This window comes from Rathayibacter agropyri, assembly GCF_013249015.1.
Classification (GTDB): Bacteria; Actinomycetota; Actinomycetes; order Actinomycetales; family Microbacteriaceae; genus Rathayibacter; species Rathayibacter agropyri.
This window is the reverse complement of sequence record NZ_JABRPL010000005.1, coordinates 48343-64424: the sequence shown is the minus strand read 5'-3', so window position 1 is coordinate 64424 and position 16082 is coordinate 48343. Positions and strand designations below refer to the sequence as shown.

Below are 16082 nucleotides of genomic sequence, written 5' to 3'. Positions count from 1 at the left end.
AGAGGCGGGACCACCGAGCCGCGACTCGCAGGAGCCGGCTGGCTACCGCCGACTCAGGAGGCGGGATCGGACTGCTCGCCCGTGGAGCGTCGACGATCGATCGCGGCGTGCGCAACCGCGGCGGCTCCCTCCGCGGATCCGACCGGGCCCTTCGAACCGCCGAGCATGCTCGAGAGCGACGAGAGCCATCGGACGTCGCTACGACCACCGTTGAGCGCGTCGTTGAAGAGTGGGAGCTCGCTGCGAGTCGCGTGAATTGCGTAAGACTCACGGCTATAGCCGTTGTCGGGCGTGACGGGGGTGCGTCGCACTTCGTCAGGCTCGGCCGAGTGGGCAGCGTCATTGGAGTCGCCGGGGCCGGTCTCGTCGGCTTCCGCGGTCTCGGCGGCGCCCGCAACGTCCGCGGTCTCTGCAGTCTCCACGTCGTTCTCCGCGTCCGAAATCTCCGCAGACTCATCGTCGTTCTCCGCAACGTCCGCGTTTTCCGCGGTCTCGTCGTTCTCCGCAACGTCCGCAGACTCCGCAGTCTTCACGGTCTGGTCGTGCTCCGCGGTCTCGACGGCCTCTGCAGACTCGTCATTCTCCGCGGCCTCGCGATTCTCCGCGACATCGGTGGTTTCCGTGGTGTCTGCCGTCTCGCCAGTCTCGGCGAAATCGCCCGCCTCGAAGACCTCGGAAACTTGAGCGGAAACGTGACCGGAGGGGCCTTCGGCCATCTGCTCTGCATCTGTCGCATCCGCGGCGCCCGTCTGCGGATCGAGGTCGTCGCTCCCCTCCGGGACGATATCCGATTCCGAGTGCGGCTCCCGCTCGTCAATGCTGTCGTGGTCCACGTCGTCCTCCTGTCTCCGCCCCGTGACTTCGGAACGGGCGCGATGACGGTGCACCGGCGCTCCGTCAGGCTAGCGCTGGATCAGGTTGACTCGGTCTCGGTGGCGCTGGATCGCTGGATCGGGCGCCAGACGACGAGCTCGGTGCGGCGCTGCGCGCGCGTCCCGTGACGGAGGGTAACCACGTCGCCCTCGAGACCGGCGGCGAACACCCGCCGCCCCGGACGGTTGAGGAGTTCATCCGCGAGCGCCGACTCGAGCTCGCGCACCCTGTGGGAGAGCGACTGCACCTGGTTCTCGAGCTGAAGAATCCGTGCGATGCCCTCGAGGGAGACCCCCTCGGAGGAGAGCCGCGCCACCTCGCGCAGCTGCACCACATCGCGCATCGAGTAGCGGCGCGACTTGCCCGCCGTGCGTGTCGGCCGCACCAGGCCCAGACGGTCGTACTGGCGGAGCGTCTGCGGGTGCATGCCCGCGAGATCGGCGGCGACAGCGATGGCGAAGACGGGCGTGTTCTCATCCATGCCTTCACCTCTCCAATCGACCGCGCCGACGTCCCGCTGCTAGGAGCGGGCCTTCTCCAGAATGTCCTCGCGCGGGTCCTCGTCTGGCTCGGCGGCCGCATAGGCCTCGAGCGCCTCGCGGGCGGCGGAGGACAGATGGCTCGGGACGGCGACCTGGAGGACTGCGAGCAGGTCGCCGGTGCCCTTCGAGGTCGTTACTCCTCGGCCCTTGACCCGCAGGACCCGGCCGCTCGGCGTACCGGGGGCGACCCGTAGCCTGACCGGCTCGCCGCCGAGGGTCGGCACCTCGATCGTCGCACCGAAAACGGCCTCGACGAAGGTGACCGGGACCGTGACGCGCAGGTTCAGTCCGTCGCGCTCAAAGACGGGGTGCTTGCGGACCGAGACGGTGAGCACGAGGTCGCCGGGTTCGCCGCCGTCCGGGCTCGGGCGGCCCTTACCGCGGACGCGAATCTTCTGGTCGTCTGCCACTCCGGCGGGGATGCGCACCGAGAGCGTGCGTCCGTCGCCGGTCTGCAGCTGCACGGTGTCGCCCCGGGTCGCGGTACGGAAGTCGATGGTGGTGCTGGCGGTGACGTCGGCACCCTTCTGCGGACCGCCGAAGCCGCGGTAGCCGCCGCTGGGCTGGCCGAAACGGGAGCCGCCGCCGAACACACCGCCGAGGATGTCCTCGAAGCCGGGCGGCGGGCCCTGCTGAGTGCTGTAGGAGGTGCGCCCGCCCTGGCCGAACATTCCCCCGAAGACGTCGTCGAAGCCTCCGGGCTGGCCGCCGGCGGTGAAGCGCGCGCCGCCACCCATCGCGCGGATCTGGTCGTACTCCTTGCGCTGGTCGTCATCCGAGAGGACGGTGTACGCCTCGCTGATCTCCTTAAATCTCGCCTCGGCCTTCGCGTCCCCCGGGTTCGAGTCGGGGTGGAACTGGCGGGCGAGCTTGCGGTAAATCTTCTTGAGGTCCGCCGCGGAGACGTCCTTGGATACGCCGAGGACCTTGTAGAAGTCCTTATCGAACCAATCCTGGCTGGCCATGTGCCTCTTCCTGTGTCAAATGCTCCGAAGGACCCGCCTCGGTCGTCAGCGTGCTGCCGACCGAAGCGGGATCCTCCGCAGTGATGCTGGTAGCGGGTCAGTCGGCAGGAACGGCCACGACCACCTTGGCGGCACGCAACAGCGAGCCTCCGAGGTAATAGCCGGACTCGACGACGTCCGCGACCGTGGAGGTCTCGGCGCCGGGGGTGGGCTGCTGGAAGATCGCCTCGTGGATGTTCGGGTCGAACAGGTCGCCGACCGCGCCTGTCTTGACCAGGCCAAGCTTCTCCACTCCCCCGCGCAGCTTCTGCGCGATGGCCGTGAAGGGCCCGCCCTCGGCGAGGTCCCCATGCTTCTCGGCGCGGTCCAGATCGTCGAGCACGGGAAGGATGACCTTCACGGCGTCGCCGATCGCCCGTTCCTTGTCGACCTGGCGATTCGACTCCGTGCGCTTGCGGTAGTTCGCGTACTCGGCGGTCACCCGCTGGAGGTCGGCGAGGTGCTCGGCCGCGAGCGTCTCGGCGCTGGACTGACCCGAGAGGAACGAAAGGTCGGCATCCGAGAGGGTGGTCTCGACGTCAGGCCCCTCGGCATCCGAGAGGGTGGTCTCGACGTCAGGCCCCTCGGCCTCGATCAGGCCCTCCTGATCCTGGGCATCCTGCGCCGCTGCGGCCCCCTCCTCGTCGCCGCCCGTCGCCGGCTGCTCCTCGGGGAGGCCCTGGGGCTCGTTCTCGGCTGCCATGACTACTTGGTGTCCTTCGGCTCGTCCTCGTCGATGACCTCGGCGTCGACGATGTCCTCGTCGCTCTTCTTGCCACCGTCGGCCGGAGCATCGGCGGGGGTGCTCTGCGCAGCCTGGTCCTGCGAGTAGATCGCCTGGCCGATCTTGGTCTGCGAGGCGTTGAGCGCGTCAAATGCGGTCTTGACAGCTGCGTCGTCGTCGCCGGCGAGCGCGGTCTTCAGAGCATCGACGTCGCCCTGCACTTCGGACTTGACGTCCTCGGGCAGCTTGTCCTCGTTGTCCTTGATGAGCTTGTCGACCGAGTACGCGAGAGTCTCGGCGTTGTTGCGGATTTCGGCGGCCTCTCGGCGGGCCTTGTCCTCGGCGGCGTGCTCCTCGGCCTCGCGGACCATGCGGTCGATGTCCTCCTTGGGCAGCGACGAGCCGCCGGTGATGGTCATCGACTGCTCCTTGCCGGTGCCCTTGTCCTTCGCCGACACGTGCACGATGCCGTTGGCGTCGATGTCGAACGTGACCTCGACCTGCGGGATTCCACGCGGGGCCGGTGCGATGCCGGTCAGCTCGAAAGTGCCCAGGTTCTTATTGTCGCGGGTGAACTCGCGCTCGCCCTGGAACACCTGGATCGCGACGGACGGCTGGTTGTCGTCGGCCGTGGTGAAGGTCTCGGAGCGCTTGGTCGGGATCGCGGTGTTGCGCTCGATGAGCTTCGTCATGATGCCACCCTTGGTCTCGATGCCCAGCGAGAGCGGGGTCACGTCGATCAGGAGGACATCCTTGCGCTCGCCCTTCAGGACGCCGGCCTGCAGTGCGGCGCCGACGGCGACGACCTCGTCAGGATTGACGCCCTTATTCGGCTCCTTACCGCCGGTGAGCTTCTTGACAAGTTCGGCCACGGCAGGCATGCGGGTGGAACCACCGACGAGCACGACGTGCGCGATATCGTCGACCTTCACGCCCGCCTCGGCAATCACGTCGGTGAACGGCTTGCGGGTGCGCTCGATCAGGTCGCTGGTGAGCTCCTCGAACTTGGCGCGGGTCAGCGTCTCATCGAGGTTCGCCGGGCCGTTCTCGGTGAGCGAGAGGTAGGGCAGCTGGATGCTGGTGGAGGTGCTTGAGGAGAGCTCCTTCTTCGCCTGCTCCGCGGCCTCCTTCAGGCGCTGGCGGGCAATCTTGTCCTTCGAGACGTCGACTCCGGTGGAGTCCTTGAAGCGCTTGACCAGGTGGTCGACCACGCGCTGGTCCCAGTCATCGCCGCCGAGGCGATTGTCTCCGGAGGTCGCACGGACCTGAATGGTCGAAAAGTCATCGTCCTTGCCCACCTCAAGGAGGGAGACGTCGAAAGTTCCACCACCAAGGTCGAAGACAAGGATGAGTTCGTCTTCCTTGCCCTTGTCGAGTCCATAGGCAAGGGCGGCCGCGGTCGGCTCGTTGATGATGCGCAGGACATTCAGGCCCGCGATCTCGCCGGCGTCCTTCGTGGCCTGGCGCTCAGCATCGTTAAAGTACGCGGGAACGGTAATGACCGCGTCGGTCACCGTGTCGCCCAGGTACTGCTCAGCGTCACGCTTGAGCTTGCCCAGGATGCGAGCCGAAATCTCCTGCGGGGTGTACTTCTTGTCTTCCACGCCGAAGGTCCAGTCGGTACCCATGTGGCGCTTGACGGAAGCGATGGTTCGGTCGACGTTGGTGACGGCCTGGCGCTTCGCGGTCTCGCCGACGAGCACCTCCCCGTCCTTGGCGAACGCAACGACGGACGGAGTGGTGCGGAAGCCCTCGGCGTTCGCGATGACAGTCGGCTCGCCACCCTCGAGGACGGCCACGACCGAGTTGGTGGTTCCCAGGTCGATGCCTACGGCACGGGACATATGCGTTGCTCTCCTTCGCGATCGACCGCCGCGCGAGCGGCAAGCCGGTCGATTGACTGACTGACTGGTGAATCGAAACCTCTGCGGGGGTTGAGTCCCACGCGCTCAAGTTTAGTCATCCCAGCCGTCGCGTCAAGTCGACCGACGAAGAGTTGAGTCGTATCGGCTCAACTCTGTGATTTGCGCGCTCCGGAGCGCCTCGCAGTGCTTCCTCCGCCTCGTCCCCGCTCTCCTACTGCGACGGGCGCCCTGAGCCGAGGATGGGCGCGGTAGCCCGGGAGCTCGAGATCATCGAGTCCGTCCTGGTCACGTCCGAGCAGATGTCTGCGAAGGGTGAGGACCGGCGGCGGAAACGACCGCCGAGTGAGCTGCTCGTCAACCTGCTCCAGGTGGTTCAGGTAAATGTGGCAGTCGCCCGCGGTCCAGATGAGGTCGCCGACATCAAGTGCGCGGTGATCGGCGACCAAGTGGGTGAGAAGCGCGTAGCTCGCGAGGTGTGAAGGGCACGCCGAGGAACAGGTCGGCACTGCGCTGGTAGACGTGGCAGGAGAGGCGCTCGGCGTCGACCGAGAACTGGAAGAGGACGTGACACGGCAGCAGCACCCTCTCGTCGATCTCACCGACGTTCCAGGCCGAGACCACGATCCTCCTCGAGTTCGGGTCGAAGCGGATCTGCTCGACGGCTCGAGCGATCTGATCGACGCCTCCCCTGTCTTCGTTTCCCATCGCCTCCGCTGCGCGCCGTATATGGACCCAAGATTCCCGCTCTCATCCGCCCACTCGTCCCAGATAGACACACCCCGTTCCCGGAAGCCAGCCGGCATTCTTCTCTCCGCGGAGGAACCAGAACAGTTCTTGCGCAAGAGAGGGGACGTGCACGCGCTTCGTCGTCACCAGCGGGAAGCCGGCGGCGAGGTTGTAACGGAGGTGCCGACCGAAGACGCTCAGGGTGCCGATGCCGGTGCGATCCGCTCGTCGGCTGCCGTTCAACCGGACGTCCCGGAGAAGCCACTCGTAGGACGATGACACGGCGGGACTTTCCAGTGCGGTCGGGGTCGCACGTGTCGCGCGAAGGAGAGCGGGTGGGCGAAGGAGAGCGGGGGCGAAGGCGTCACCCGGAGAAGTCGATGACGATCTTCAGATCGGTCGTGGTGCGGTAGTCGGCGAAGATCGCGCGCAGCCCCTCGAAGTCTGTGAACGGATGGACGCGAGTGACGAGCGAGTCGACGTCAACGATTCCGGAGGTGATCGCCCCGAGTGCCGCCCTAATGACGGCGGCACTGCGGTACATGGGGAAGGCGCGAACGTCGAACGGCGACGAGACGATCCTGATGCCCTTGGCCAGGAGGAGCCAGGTATCGAACTTCTGCATCTCCTGCGACGCGCCGTAGAGGACATAGCGTCCCTGCGGTCGCAGGCAGCTCATGGCCTGACGCCGAGGATCGACCTCCTCGCCCTCGACGCGGATCGTCGGAAGGGTGTCGAAGACGTAGTCGAAGTGGTCGGCGCGGATCTCGGCGAGTTCGGCGGAAGTGACCGCGCGATCGGCGAAGATCACGGTCGCCTGCGCGTTCCTCGCGAGATTCGCATCGAGGACCACGACCTCGCTGACAGCGAACATCTTCCGAAGAATGCTCCCGGCGATGATGCCGATGGGCCCAGCTCCCAATATCAGGACCCGGTCACCGATGGTCGGCGGGTTTCCGAGGATAGAGCGGAGCACCCCTGTCGTGGGCTCGATCAGCGACGCGCCGATATCCGGAAGGGTGGAGGGGACAACGACCGCCGCCGCGCGCCGATCATCGACGAAGGAGCGTTTGGTGGCGAACTGGTCGGTTTTGCGTTCGCCTGCGAACACCGGACGCACACTCTGGTACTCGGCAAGCCCGTCGAAGTCGGTCTGGCCCCAGTAGACGAGACGATCCCCGATCGATACAGCCTCTGTCTTAGCGAGCTCCGGCCCTACGTCGACGACTTCCCCGACGTACTCGTGGCCGAGGACGACAGGGTAGTCGACAGGATGAAGGTGTCCCTCGAAGAAGGAGACGTCAGTGGAGCAGAGCGAGACTGCACGCGTGCGCAGAAGAACGCCATCGGCCGAAGTCGAGGGGATCGGCCGAGTGGCCGGACGGAGATCGCCAGGGCCGACGAGTTCGATGACCCGCATCAGGCCGGAGGGGACGGCGGCTGGGCGGCGGTGATCGAGTGCGGGACGGGCAAGGGGGAGGGTCGGGTTCATGGTTCCTTCTGGGTGGGGAGGCGGGTCCTGGGTGTAGGGAGGACCCTGGGTGGGGTGGGATTTCGGGTGAGGGGACACCCTGGGCACAAGGGAAGATCAGGTCGGCTGCCGGGAGCCCCAGCGCCGCATCAGCGGCCTCTCGAGCCCGTAGTGAAGGGCCGCAGCGGCTGCCACCGACGCGAGCGCGGCGGCAGCGAGGAGGAGAAGCGACTCGACCGCGTCGGAGGAACGGGGAGCGCGGGCGAAGAGGACGAGCATCGGCTGGTGGACGAGGTAGAACGCGAAGGACCACTCTCCGAGGCGCCGGAACCATCCCGAGTCCGACTTGCGTGGGCCATACGCATCGCGGGCGGCCCACGCGGCGATGAGCCATACACAGGGGAAAACGACGACCGCCTTCTGCGACCAGAGCGACGGGAGGAACAGCGCGACGGCATACGAGAGAACGAGTGCCACCGTGGGGAGAGCGGGGGAACCGGGCCGGAACCAGCCGTCGCGCACGGCGATCGCCGCGCAGATCCCAAGGACGAACTCCGGCAGCCTCAGCACCGGGACCACGTACAGAACCCAGTACTGGACGCTGCGCAGCGACGCATCGTGCGCCATCGGCTCGCCGACCGGCAACGCCTGAGCGAGGAGCACCGTACCGACGAGGACGAGCAGTGCCAGACCCGCAACGATGATGACCGACCGGCGATCAGCCGACCCGAGGCGCGCTCGCAGCGCGAGCGGGAAGAGTGCGTAGAAGAGCGCCTCGGCGCAGAGCGACCACCCCGGCGCATCGAGGCCAAAGTACACGGCGGGATCGGTCGACCACGCCTGCGCCATCACAAGGAATCCGGGCAGGAGGTGGGCCGCGCTCGGAGTCACCAGGACCGCAATGAGCCCGCAGGCCCAGTACACAGGGAGGATCTTGACGAAGCGCCGTCTCCAGAAGTCCACAACTCGATCGCCGGGCCGCGTCGACCAGGTGATCACGAACCCGCTGAGAACGAAAAAGAAGGACACCGCGGCGGCTCCGAGATGCTCCGAAACCCGCCACAGGCCGCTCGCGACCTGCGGAGAACCAGCCAGGAACGATGCCTGAGGAAGCGCCGCGTGGAAGACGAACACCGCGAGTGCGGCAGGGAAACGCACAGCGGTGAGCGAGGGGAGCCACGCCACGCGGGGCGCGGCTCCCGCATTCGACGTGGTAGCGATGCTGGGCGCGGGCGAATGACCATCGACTACGTTCATCGCGGCAGCTCGTCGTCGCGGTTATCAAGCCCGAAGCAGGGAGACGCCAATCGCGGTTCCTTCACCCTTAAAGTAGGCGAGCTGGACCAGCAACTCGGCGAACGGCTCGATATAGCGGGCGGTCTCAAGCGGCCCGACGTCGACCGCGTCGAAGCCCAGAGAAACGAGGAAGTGCACCGCCGTGGACTTGGCCTCGTCGTCATCCCCGGCCACCGGCACGAAGAGCGAGCCGGCCTCGAAGCCAGCGGGGTCGTGGTTCGGGGCGAGCACCGCATTCAGCGCTTTGACGACTTTCGACCGGCCGAGGTGGGCCGCGATCTGCTCGCCGCCGGACGTGCTGAAGCCGACCGTGAGCCGGCTGAAGTCCGGGGAGAGAGGATTCGTGGCGTCGAGGACGGTCTTCCCCGCGAGGGCCGCAACCTGATCAGGCGCGATCTCGAGGGCCGCCCTGTAGGGCACCGCGAGAACCACCAGGTCTGCGCCGGCCAGTGCGTTCGCTGCCACCTCCCGCTCCGTCTTCCGCGTGACCTGGTGAACATCGTGACCGCTCCGACGCGCCGCGCCCGCGAGGGCGCCGCCGACGTTCCCGTCTCCGATGATCGCTACAACGCTCATGAATGGAGGTTCCGTTCTCGTGGGTCAGTGGGACGTCACCATCGTGGAGTCGCATCGCGCCGCAAACGAGACCGAGTTCACGAACCGAGCTATCGTCGCAGCCGAATGGTCTGCGCTCGATGATCAGGAAAAGAGGTGGGCGATGCCGCTGGAACTGCGCCAGGTTCGGATCTTCGTGACCGTTGCCGACGAACTGCACTTCGGTCGCGCCGCCGCGAATCTGCGGCTTGCCCCGTCGGTCGTCAGCGAGCAGGTCAAGAAGCTCGAGCGGCTGATCGGAGTTGAGCTGTTCGACCGCAGCCGTCGGGCGATTAGCCTCACCTCCGCCGGGCGCGAACTCGCGGCCCTCGGTCGGTCCCTCCTCCATGACGCCGAATGCTTCATCGGGAGAGCACGCACCCTCGATCACCCCGGTCGCGTCCTCCGCCTCGGCATCGGTCTCGGCATGGGGCGCCGACTCGCCTTCATCCTGCGTCGGCTGGCGCATGCCGGTCACTCTGTGCGGACCATCTCCGTACCACCCCGCGAGCGGTCCGCCCTCCTCGAAGCCGGTGATCTCGACGCCGCATTCATTCGAGGGCGGGTCCGCGGCTCGCTGATCGCGCACCATGTCTGGGACGACGAGATCGTCGCCGCCCTGCCCGAACATCATCCCCTCGCGTCGCAGGAGGCGGTTCAGCTCGCCGACCTTGCCCGCTCCCCCGCCGCTCTCGTCCCGCAGGACGTGAATCCTGCCCTGCACGACGTGCTTTCCGGCGGGCTGGCTGCTCTCGGCATGGGCCTGGAGGCCGGAATGCGCTTCAGCACCGTCGAGGCAACGTTCGCCGAGCTAGTGGCGCATCCCACTCCGATGTGGACGCCGGTCTTCGCCGCCTACGAGACCGAGCACGTCTACGAGGGGATCACCATAGCGGCCATCCAGCCTCGTCTGACGTTGCCTGCGTTCCTCGCCGTCCACCAGCGCTCGGGCGCGCAGCTGCAGGACGTGATCGACGCGAGTCGCGAGAGTACCGCCCCGCTCGGCGCACGATCGGCCTAGAGGGCTCCCCACCGCGAGCTCCCCGGCCGCGCGGCGCTTCCGGCTGTTCACCTCTTCCCCCTACGGTGAGCGCATGACGTCGCGCTCCCGCCGCTGGCCTGTCCTTGCCTGGGCTCTGTGGGACTGGGGCGGAGCCGCGTTCACTGCGGTCGTGACCACCTTTGTCTTTACGGTGTACCTCACCACTGACGGGCTGTTCGGCACCCCGAGCGGAGTCTCGGCGGCTCTTGGCTGGTCGCTCGCCGGCGCCGGCGTGGTCGTCGCCCTCGTGGCTCCGGTCACGGGCCGCCGAGCCGATCTCGGCGGTCGACGGCGCGTCTGGCTGGGTGTGCACACCGCCGTCGTGGTGGTGTGCATCCTGCTGATGGTGCTGGTGCGTCCCGACCCCGCCTTTCTCTGGTGGGGACTCGCACTGCTCGCGGTGGGCACCGTCTTCTTCGAGTTCGCGAGTGTCAACTACAACGCGATGCTCACCCAGGTCTCGACCCGTGCCACTATCGGGCGCGTCTCCGGCTTCGGTTGGGGCATGGGTTACGTCGGTGGCATCGTGCTGCTGCTCATCGTGTACGTCGGCTTCATCTCACCCGAGGTGGGCCTTTTCGGCGTCACCGGCGATGACGGGCTCGACGTGCGCGTCTCACTCCTGCTCGCCGGCATCTGGTTTGCGGTCTTCGCGTTGCCGGTCCTGTTCGCGGTGCCCGAGGCTCCTGCGCGGGCGGGCGGGGCTGAACGCGTCGGCGTGGTCGCCTCGTACCGCGCGCTCTTTGCGCAGATCGCGGTTCTGTGGCGCGAGAGTCGGACCACGGCGACGTTCCTGATCGCGAGCGCAGTGTTTCGCGACGGGCTGACCGGCGTCTTCACCTTCGGCGGCGTCCTGGCGCAGGGCACGTTCGGCTTCAGCGCCGGCGACGTCATTCTCTTCGCCATTGCGGCGAACGTGGTAGCCGGAGTGGCGACGATCGCAGTCGGCGCGCTGGATGATCGCGTCGGGCCTCAGGCGGTAATCGTTGCCTCCCTGATCGGGCTGATCGTCACGGGGAGTCTCCTGTTCACCCTGCACGACGCGGGAGCGACGGCTTTTTGGATTTTCGGACTGCTGCTCTGCCTCTTTGTGGGCCCTGCGCAATCGGCCAGCCGCAGCTACCTCGCCCGGCTCATCCCGGAGGGACGTGAGGGCGAAATTTTCGGCCTCTACGCGACCACGGGGCGCGCGGCGTCCTTCCTTGCTCCCGCTGCGTTCGCCACGGCCGTGTCGATCGCAACGGCGGCCTCGGGCGCAACGGAGGCGAACGTGCAGTACTGGGGCATCCTCGGCCTGGTCCTTGTCCTCGCGGTCGGGCTGGTTCTCCTGATTCCGGTGCGCCGCCCGCCGTCGAGCACCCGTCCCGCGCCAGAGCTACGACGGGCTCGCCCCGCCCCCTAATGTGGCCTCGCCGTGCAGTTGCGGCGTGAAGGAGGCCGGGAATGTCGACACGTCCCGCAGACCAGCGGTTGCCTGGTCCCGAACAGCACACGCACGAGGAAGCGCCGGCCGTCGAACGGCCGGTCATCAGCCCGGCGTCCGAATGGCCGAAGTCACCGGCTGCCCTGGCGGCCGCCGACGCAGCCCGGCCGGACGGCGCGGATGAGCCTGCCGAGGGGAATGGCACTTCCGACGCGGATCAACCTGCCCGACCCGCGTCCGTCCGCATTCGCAAGAAGCGCACCGAGTCGCGCGCCTCCCGCGTTAAGCGCATCACCCGGCGCGTCGGGGTGGTTCTCCTGACGACCTGTCTGCTCGTCGGTCTCGCGCTCGTTGCCGTGCTGATCGTCGCGCCGCACGAGCTGTTCTAGAAGCCTGGTCCGCTGTTCAAGAGGCGCGGTTGTTCAAGAGGCGCGGTCGCGCCCTCAGGTCGCGAGCCAGAAGACGACCAGCAGCAGCGTGACGAAGAACCCGGTCAGGAAGTTCAGCGCCAGGAAGCGCTTCCATCCCGCGTTCGCTCGCTCGGCCTCCGCGTCGCCGAGCGAGCGGTAGGGCCAGATACTCACCGCGTACGGCATCGCGAGGATCGCCGCGAGCGTCCCCGGCCAGGGCAGCAGCAGCAGGAGCAGTCCGCTCGCCGTGTAGGACGCGATCGCGAAGCGCGTGGTCGCCGTCGCTCCGATCACCGTCGCGATCGAGCCGATGCCGCCCGCCCGGTCGGCCATGATGTCCTGCACCGCGCCGAAGGCGTGGCTCGCGATCCCCCAGAGGAAGAAGGCGACGAGCAGAGCCACCAGCGGCCCGGTGACCACGGTGCCCGCGAGGGCGATCCCGTACACGGCCGGGCTGACGAAGTGGGTCGCCGAGGTCAGCGAGTCAACGAACGGCCGCTCCTTGAAGCGCAGACCAGGGGCGCTGTAGGCGATCACGGCGAACACGCTGATCGCAAGCACCAGCCACGACAGCGGTGAGCCCAGCAGCACCAGCGCGATCAGGAACGGGACGTTCGTGGCTACCGCCGCGATCAGGGTGGCGCGGTGCTCGCTCCGGTCGAGAACAGCTCCCTCAACCCCGCCCTTGCGCGGGTTCCGCAGATCCGACTCGTAGTCGAAGACGTCGTTGATCCCATACATCGCGAGGTTGTAGGGGACGAGGAAGTAGAGGGTGCCGAGCACGAAGGCAAGATCGACCTCGCGGGTGGTGAGCAGGTAGGCCGCCGCGAAGGGGTAGGCGGTGTTGACCCAGCTCAGCGGGCGGCTCGAGACGAACAGCGCACGCAGCCTGCTCACGACTCGCTCCGTCGATGCGCGGGCAGGAGCCCCCAGAGCGCAGGAAGGGCGAGGGCGGCGGCCACCGCGTAGGCGAAATCTTCGATCGGGGCGACGCCGATCCGGACGCCCGAGATGAGGTCATCGTCATAGGCGACCAAAAGGCCGACCCCGATCATCACGTTGTCGAAGACCGCCGTCAGCACCAGCAGCACCGCGAGCGTACCGAGCAGTGCAGCGGGTCGGAGGATGCGGCGGCGCAACGCGACGAGGAAGAGGACGAGCACTACCGCGAGGAACACCGTGTTGAGGAGGAGGTAGGTCACGCCTGCGCCCCCGTCCCCCGGGTCGTCCGCCGCGCGAGGAAGCCGTGCACGTCCATAGTCACGTAGCAGAGCAGAGTCAGGAAAAGGACCTCCTCGACCGGCAGCTCCGGTGCAAGCAGGAGGCCGGTCATGTAGGAGGTCTCGCCGCGGAAGAAGACGCCAAGGCCGATCCCGACGAGGTCCCAGACCAGGAAGAACACCACTCCGGCCGGCAGGACGATCGCGGCCCGCCGGGCGTCGGCCCAGAAGAACAGTTCGAAGCGCCGGTCGAGCACGACCATCCCGGTAATCGAGACGGCAAGGGCGAGCAGGTAGAGGATGCCCACGCCTACTCCGCCGCGGGCAGGGAGGCGGGCGCGACCGCGACGCTGGGCGCGGACGGCGCCTCGCGCACCGGCAGGGGCTCGGTCGAGACGTCGCCGCGCACCCGCTTGAGCATGACCTCGGCGCTGATCACGCACATCGGCAGGCCGATGCCCGGGATCGTCGAACTGCCCGCGAAGAGCAGCCCCTCGACGTGCTTGCTCACGTTCCCCGCGCGGAAGAACGCGCTCTGCGAGAGGACGTGTGAGGGGCCGAGCATCGTGCCACGCCACGCGCCGAGATCCTTCTCGAAGTCGGCGGGACCAATCGTGCGGCGCACGACGATCCGCTCGGCGAGGTCTCTCGCTCCCGTCCACGTCGCGATCTGCTGGATCACGGCATCGGCGATGGCCTCGACGCGCTCATCGCCGGCGCCGTCCACTCCGCCGTGCCCGATCGAGGTGTCGGCCGGGATCGGGACGAGCACGAACAGGTTCTCGTGCCCCTCGGGGGCGACGCTCCGATCGGTGGCGCTCGGACGGCAGACATAGATCGAGGCAGGATCGGGGACGCTCGGATTCTCGCCGAAGATCTTGGCGAAGTTGTCGCGCCAGTCGCGGGTGAACAGCAGCGTGTGGTGCTCGAGCTGCGGCAGCTCACCGCGGACGCCGAGAAGGACCAGGACGGCGCTCGGGCCCGGCTCCCGCTTCTCCCAGTACGCGGGCGGATAAGTGCGCAACTCGTCGGGGAGTAGCGACTGCTCAGTGGTGAAGAGGTCGGAGGCGTTCACGACCAGGTCCGCGGGGAGACGCTCCGTCCCCTCCGGGCCGTGGAACTCGACTCCGACGACCTCGGCACCTCGCCGCCGACCGCGCGGGGCCCGGGCGGTGAGGATGCGAGTGGCGCGCGACGAGGTGCGGATACGTACCCCGGCCTCCTCGGCGACGTCGGCGACCGCGTCGATCAGCGTGGTAAATCCGCCCATCGGATAGAGAACCCCGTCGGCCAGATCGAGGTGGCTCATCAGGTGGTACATGCTCGGCGCGGTGAAGGGCGAGGAGCCCAGGAAGACCGCGGGGTAGCCAAGGATTTGGCGCAGCCGGTTGTCGGTCACGGCCGTCGCGGCGAAGGCGTCCAGCGGCGTCAGCAGCAGCCGGCCGAGTGTCCCCGTGCGGCTGAGCACGTCGCGGCGCAGCAGGGGCAGGAACGACGAGAAGCTGGTGTAGAGGAAGCGGCGCTTCGCCGTCTCGTAGGTGTCACGCGCGGAGTCGAGGTAGACGCGCATCCGCTCGCCCGCACCCGGCTCGATGCTCTCGAACAGGGCGAGGTTCGACTCGAGGTCGGCGAGCACGTCGATCGGCTCATCGACGCCCTCGCTATAGACGCGATAACCGGGGTCGAGGGTGACCAGGTCGAGGCGCTCCTCGGCGCTGGTGCCCATCAGGCGGAAGAAGTGGTCGAACACCTCCGGCATGAGGTACCAGGAGGGGCCGGTGTCGAAGCGGAAACCCTGGTGCTCCCACACACCGGCGCGTCCGCCGACGACCTCGCGGGCCTCGAGCAGAGTCACGTCCCAGCCTTCACGAGCGAGCAGTGCGGCAGAGGCTAGGCCGCCGATCCCTCCACCGATGACAACTGCGCGGTGCGGCCCGACCGCCGACCGCGTGGCCCGGACGGGGCCGGGGCCGAGACGCGGGCCGAGGGTCGAGACGGCGGCCTTCGCGGCGAGCGCCGCCTTCGTCGCCGTGGGCACGCTCACTCGGGCGCGGAGCAGTTCGTCGGCGGGAGTTGCGCGGATCCGGTCTGCGAGAGCGGCGAAGAGGGAGTGGGCGAGCAGCACCGCCCGGCGGCTCGAACGCGGCAGCTCGGGAACGATGGCTCCGGCTGCCTCGAGGTCGGCGTCGAGGTCGGCGAGGAGGGCCGCCTTGTCACGCTCTGAGAAGGCGCGCGGGTCGACTCCGGGAAAGTAGCTGCGACCGAGGCCGTCGACGTCGGCGGCGAGGTCGCGGAGGAAGTTGACCTTTTGGAACGCAGCGCCCAAGCGGCGGGCACCAGCGACCAGGCGCTCGCGAGTGGCGGCCGAGACGAGCCCCGCGTCGGGAGCGGCCAGAAACACGTGCAGGCACATCACACCGACGACCTCGGCCGACCCGTACACGTAAGCCTTGAACGACTCGGGGGTGTGCTCCGTCTCGCGCAGGTCGGCGCGCATCGAGGCGAAGAACGGGCGGGTCAGTTCCGTGCCGAAGCCTGTCGCGCGGGCCGTGCGCGCGAACGCGTGGATCACCAGGTTCGAGCTGTAGCCGGTGGCCAGTGCGCGCTCGGTTTCGGCTTCGAAGGCATCGAGCGACTCCTCGACGGCCGCCCGGTCGAGACGCGCCTCCTCGGCAACCCCGTCGACGATCTCGTCGGCGACGCGGACAAGGGCGTAGACATCTTCGACGCGCTCTCGAACGCCGCCGCCGAGCAGCCGGGTCGCCAGCCCGAACGAAGTGGAGTAGCGGCGGATGACCTGCGCCGACGACTCGTGCGCGACGCGATCGTACAGTTCGCTCTGGCGGCTCATCGTGCCACCGTACGGGGGCGCGTGCGGTGGGCCGGCATCGG

15 protein-coding genes and 1 pseudogene are annotated in these 16082 nt (G+C 67.9%); 3 read left to right on the top strand and 13 right to left on the bottom strand.

Annotated features, from left to right (window positions below; all coding sequences use genetic code 11):
* Positions 1-53: 53 nt before the first annotated feature.
* The 9 genes and pseudogenes from HRF29_RS12265 to HRF29_RS12225 all read right to left on the bottom strand — a co-directional run bounded on the left by HRF29_RS12265 (position 54) and on the right by HRF29_RS12225 (position 9077).
* Positions 54-833, bottom strand: coding sequence for a prolipoprotein diacylglyceryl transferase (locus HRF29_RS12265; RefSeq protein ID WP_173249124.1), 780 nt, complete (start codon positions 831-833; stop codon positions 54-56).
* A gap of 80 nt (positions 834-913) precedes the next feature.
* Positions 914-1354 (bottom strand): heat shock protein transcriptional repressor HspR, encoded by a 441-nt coding sequence (locus HRF29_RS12260; RefSeq protein WP_173249123.1) that lies wholly within the window; start codon positions 1352-1354, stop codon positions 914-916.
* 39 nt (positions 1355-1393) lie between these two features.
* Positions 1394-2380 (bottom strand): DnaJ C-terminal domain-containing protein, encoded by a 987-nt coding sequence (locus HRF29_RS12255; RefSeq protein WP_173249122.1) that lies wholly within the window; start codon positions 2378-2380, stop codon positions 1394-1396.
* 97 nt (positions 2381-2477) lie between these two features.
* Positions 2478-3122 carry a nucleotide exchange factor GrpE gene (locus HRF29_RS12250; RefSeq protein WP_173249121.1) on the bottom strand — a complete coding sequence of 215 codons (645 nt, stop codon included), beginning with the start codon at positions 3120-3122 and terminating at the stop codon, positions 2478-2480.
* A 2-nt stretch (positions 3123-3124) separates the two neighbouring features.
* A complete protein-coding gene (gene dnaK / locus HRF29_RS12245) occupies positions 3125-4987 on the bottom strand; it encodes a molecular chaperone DnaK (protein WP_173249120.1) in 1863 nt (620 codons plus the stop codon).
* 233 nt (positions 4988-5220) lie between these two features.
* Positions 5221-6031, bottom strand: a pseudogene (locus HRF29_RS12240) (thymidylate synthase); the annotation flags it as partial.
* 67 nt (positions 6032-6098) lie between these two features.
* Positions 6099-7226: a zinc-dependent alcohol dehydrogenase gene (locus HRF29_RS12235; RefSeq protein WP_222929648.1), complete on the bottom strand. Its 1128-nt coding sequence runs from the start codon at positions 7224-7226 to the stop codon at positions 6099-6101.
* A gap of 96 nt (positions 7227-7322) precedes the next feature.
* Positions 7323-8462, bottom strand: coding sequence for an acyltransferase family protein (locus tag HRF29_RS12230; RefSeq protein ID WP_173249119.1), 1140 nt, complete (start codon positions 8460-8462; stop codon positions 7323-7325).
* Positions 8463-8486: 24 nt separating this feature from the next.
* Complete coding sequence (locus HRF29_RS12225) at positions 8487-9077, bottom strand: NADPH-dependent F420 reductase (RefSeq protein WP_173249118.1); 591 nt, start codon at positions 9075-9077, stop codon at positions 8487-8489.
* A 19-nt stretch (positions 9078-9096) separates the two neighbouring features.
* Here HRF29_RS12225 and HRF29_RS12220 point away from each other — a divergent pair, with 19 nt between their 5' ends.
* The 3 genes from HRF29_RS12220 to HRF29_RS12210 are packed head-to-tail and all read left to right on the top strand — an operon-like array spanning position 9097 to position 11949.
* Entirely contained in the window at positions 9097-10116 is a 1020-nt protein-coding gene (locus tag HRF29_RS12220; RefSeq protein ID WP_173249117.1) for a LysR family transcriptional regulator, read from the top strand.
* Positions 10117-10159: 43 nt separating this feature from the next.
* Positions 10160-11539, top strand: a complete 1380-nt coding sequence (locus HRF29_RS12215; RefSeq protein ID WP_343043741.1) for an MFS transporter — start codon at positions 10160-10162, stop codon at positions 11537-11539.
* Between the two features lie 41 nt (positions 11540-11580).
* Positions 11581-11949: a hypothetical protein gene (locus tag HRF29_RS12210; protein WP_173249115.1), complete on the top strand. Its 369-nt coding sequence runs from the start codon at positions 11581-11583 to the stop codon at positions 11947-11949.
* A gap of 54 nt (positions 11950-12003) precedes the next feature.
* On the opposite strand, the gene HRF29_RS12205 is transcribed toward HRF29_RS12210, so the two are convergent.
* Genes HRF29_RS12205 through crtI form a run of 4 tightly spaced genes read right to left on the bottom strand, consistent with a single transcriptional unit; the run spans position 12004 to position 16041 of the window.
* Positions 12004-12867: a prenyltransferase gene (locus HRF29_RS12205; protein WP_173249114.1), complete on the bottom strand. Its 864-nt coding sequence runs from the start codon at positions 12865-12867 to the stop codon at positions 12004-12006.
* Complete coding sequence (locus HRF29_RS12200) at positions 12864-13172, bottom strand: lycopene cyclase domain-containing protein (protein ID WP_173249113.1); 309 nt, start codon at positions 13170-13172, stop codon at positions 12864-12866. Before HRF29_RS12200 ends, HRF29_RS12205 begins: the two co-directional genes overlap by 4 nt.
* Complete coding sequence (locus HRF29_RS12195) at positions 13169-13498, bottom strand: lycopene cyclase domain-containing protein (RefSeq protein ID WP_173249112.1); 330 nt, start codon at positions 13496-13498, stop codon at positions 13169-13171. Before HRF29_RS12195 ends, HRF29_RS12200 begins: the two co-directional genes overlap by 4 nt.
* A gap of 2 nt (positions 13499-13500) precedes the next feature.
* Positions 13501-16041, bottom strand: a complete 2541-nt coding sequence (crtI, locus tag HRF29_RS15000; RefSeq protein WP_173249111.1) for a phytoene desaturase family protein — start codon at positions 16039-16041, stop codon at positions 13501-13503.
* Between the last annotated feature and the right edge of the window lie 41 nt (positions 16042-16082).

Bases quoted from the DNA above. Each gene is read 5' to 3' on its own strand.
- HRF29_RS12260 (WP_173249123.1), bottom strand. From the start codon at position 1,354: ATGGATGAGAACACGCCCGTCTTCGCCATCGCTGTCGCCGCCGATCTC.
- HRF29_RS12255 (WP_173249122.1), bottom strand. From the start codon at position 2,380: ATGGCCAGCCAGGATTGGTTCGATAAGGACTTCTACAAGGTCCTCGGC.
- HRF29_RS12250 (WP_173249121.1), bottom strand. From the start codon at position 3,122: ATGGCAGCCGAGAACGAGCCCCAGGGCCTCCCCGAGGAGCAGCCGGCG.
- dnaK (WP_173249120.1), bottom strand. From the start codon at position 4,987: ATGTCCCGTGCCGTAGGCATCGACCTGGGAACCACCAACTCGGTCGTG.
- HRF29_RS12235 (WP_222929648.1), bottom strand. From the start codon at position 7,226: ATGAACCCGACCCTCCCCCTTGCCCGTCCCGCACTCGATCACCGCCGC.
- HRF29_RS12230 (WP_173249119.1), bottom strand. From the start codon at position 8,462: ATGAACGTAGTCGATGGTCATTCGCCCGCGCCCAGCATCGCTACCACG.
- HRF29_RS12225 (WP_173249118.1), bottom strand. From the start codon at position 9,077: ATGAGCGTTGTAGCGATCATCGGAGACGGGAACGTCGGCGGCGCCCTC.
- HRF29_RS12210 (WP_173249115.1), top strand. From the start codon at position 11,581: ATGTCGACACGTCCCGCAGACCAGCGGTTGCCTGGTCCCGAACAGCAC.
- crtI (WP_173249111.1), bottom strand. From the start codon at position 16,041: ATGAGCCGCCAGAGCGAACTGTACGATCGCGTCGCGCACGAGTCGTCG.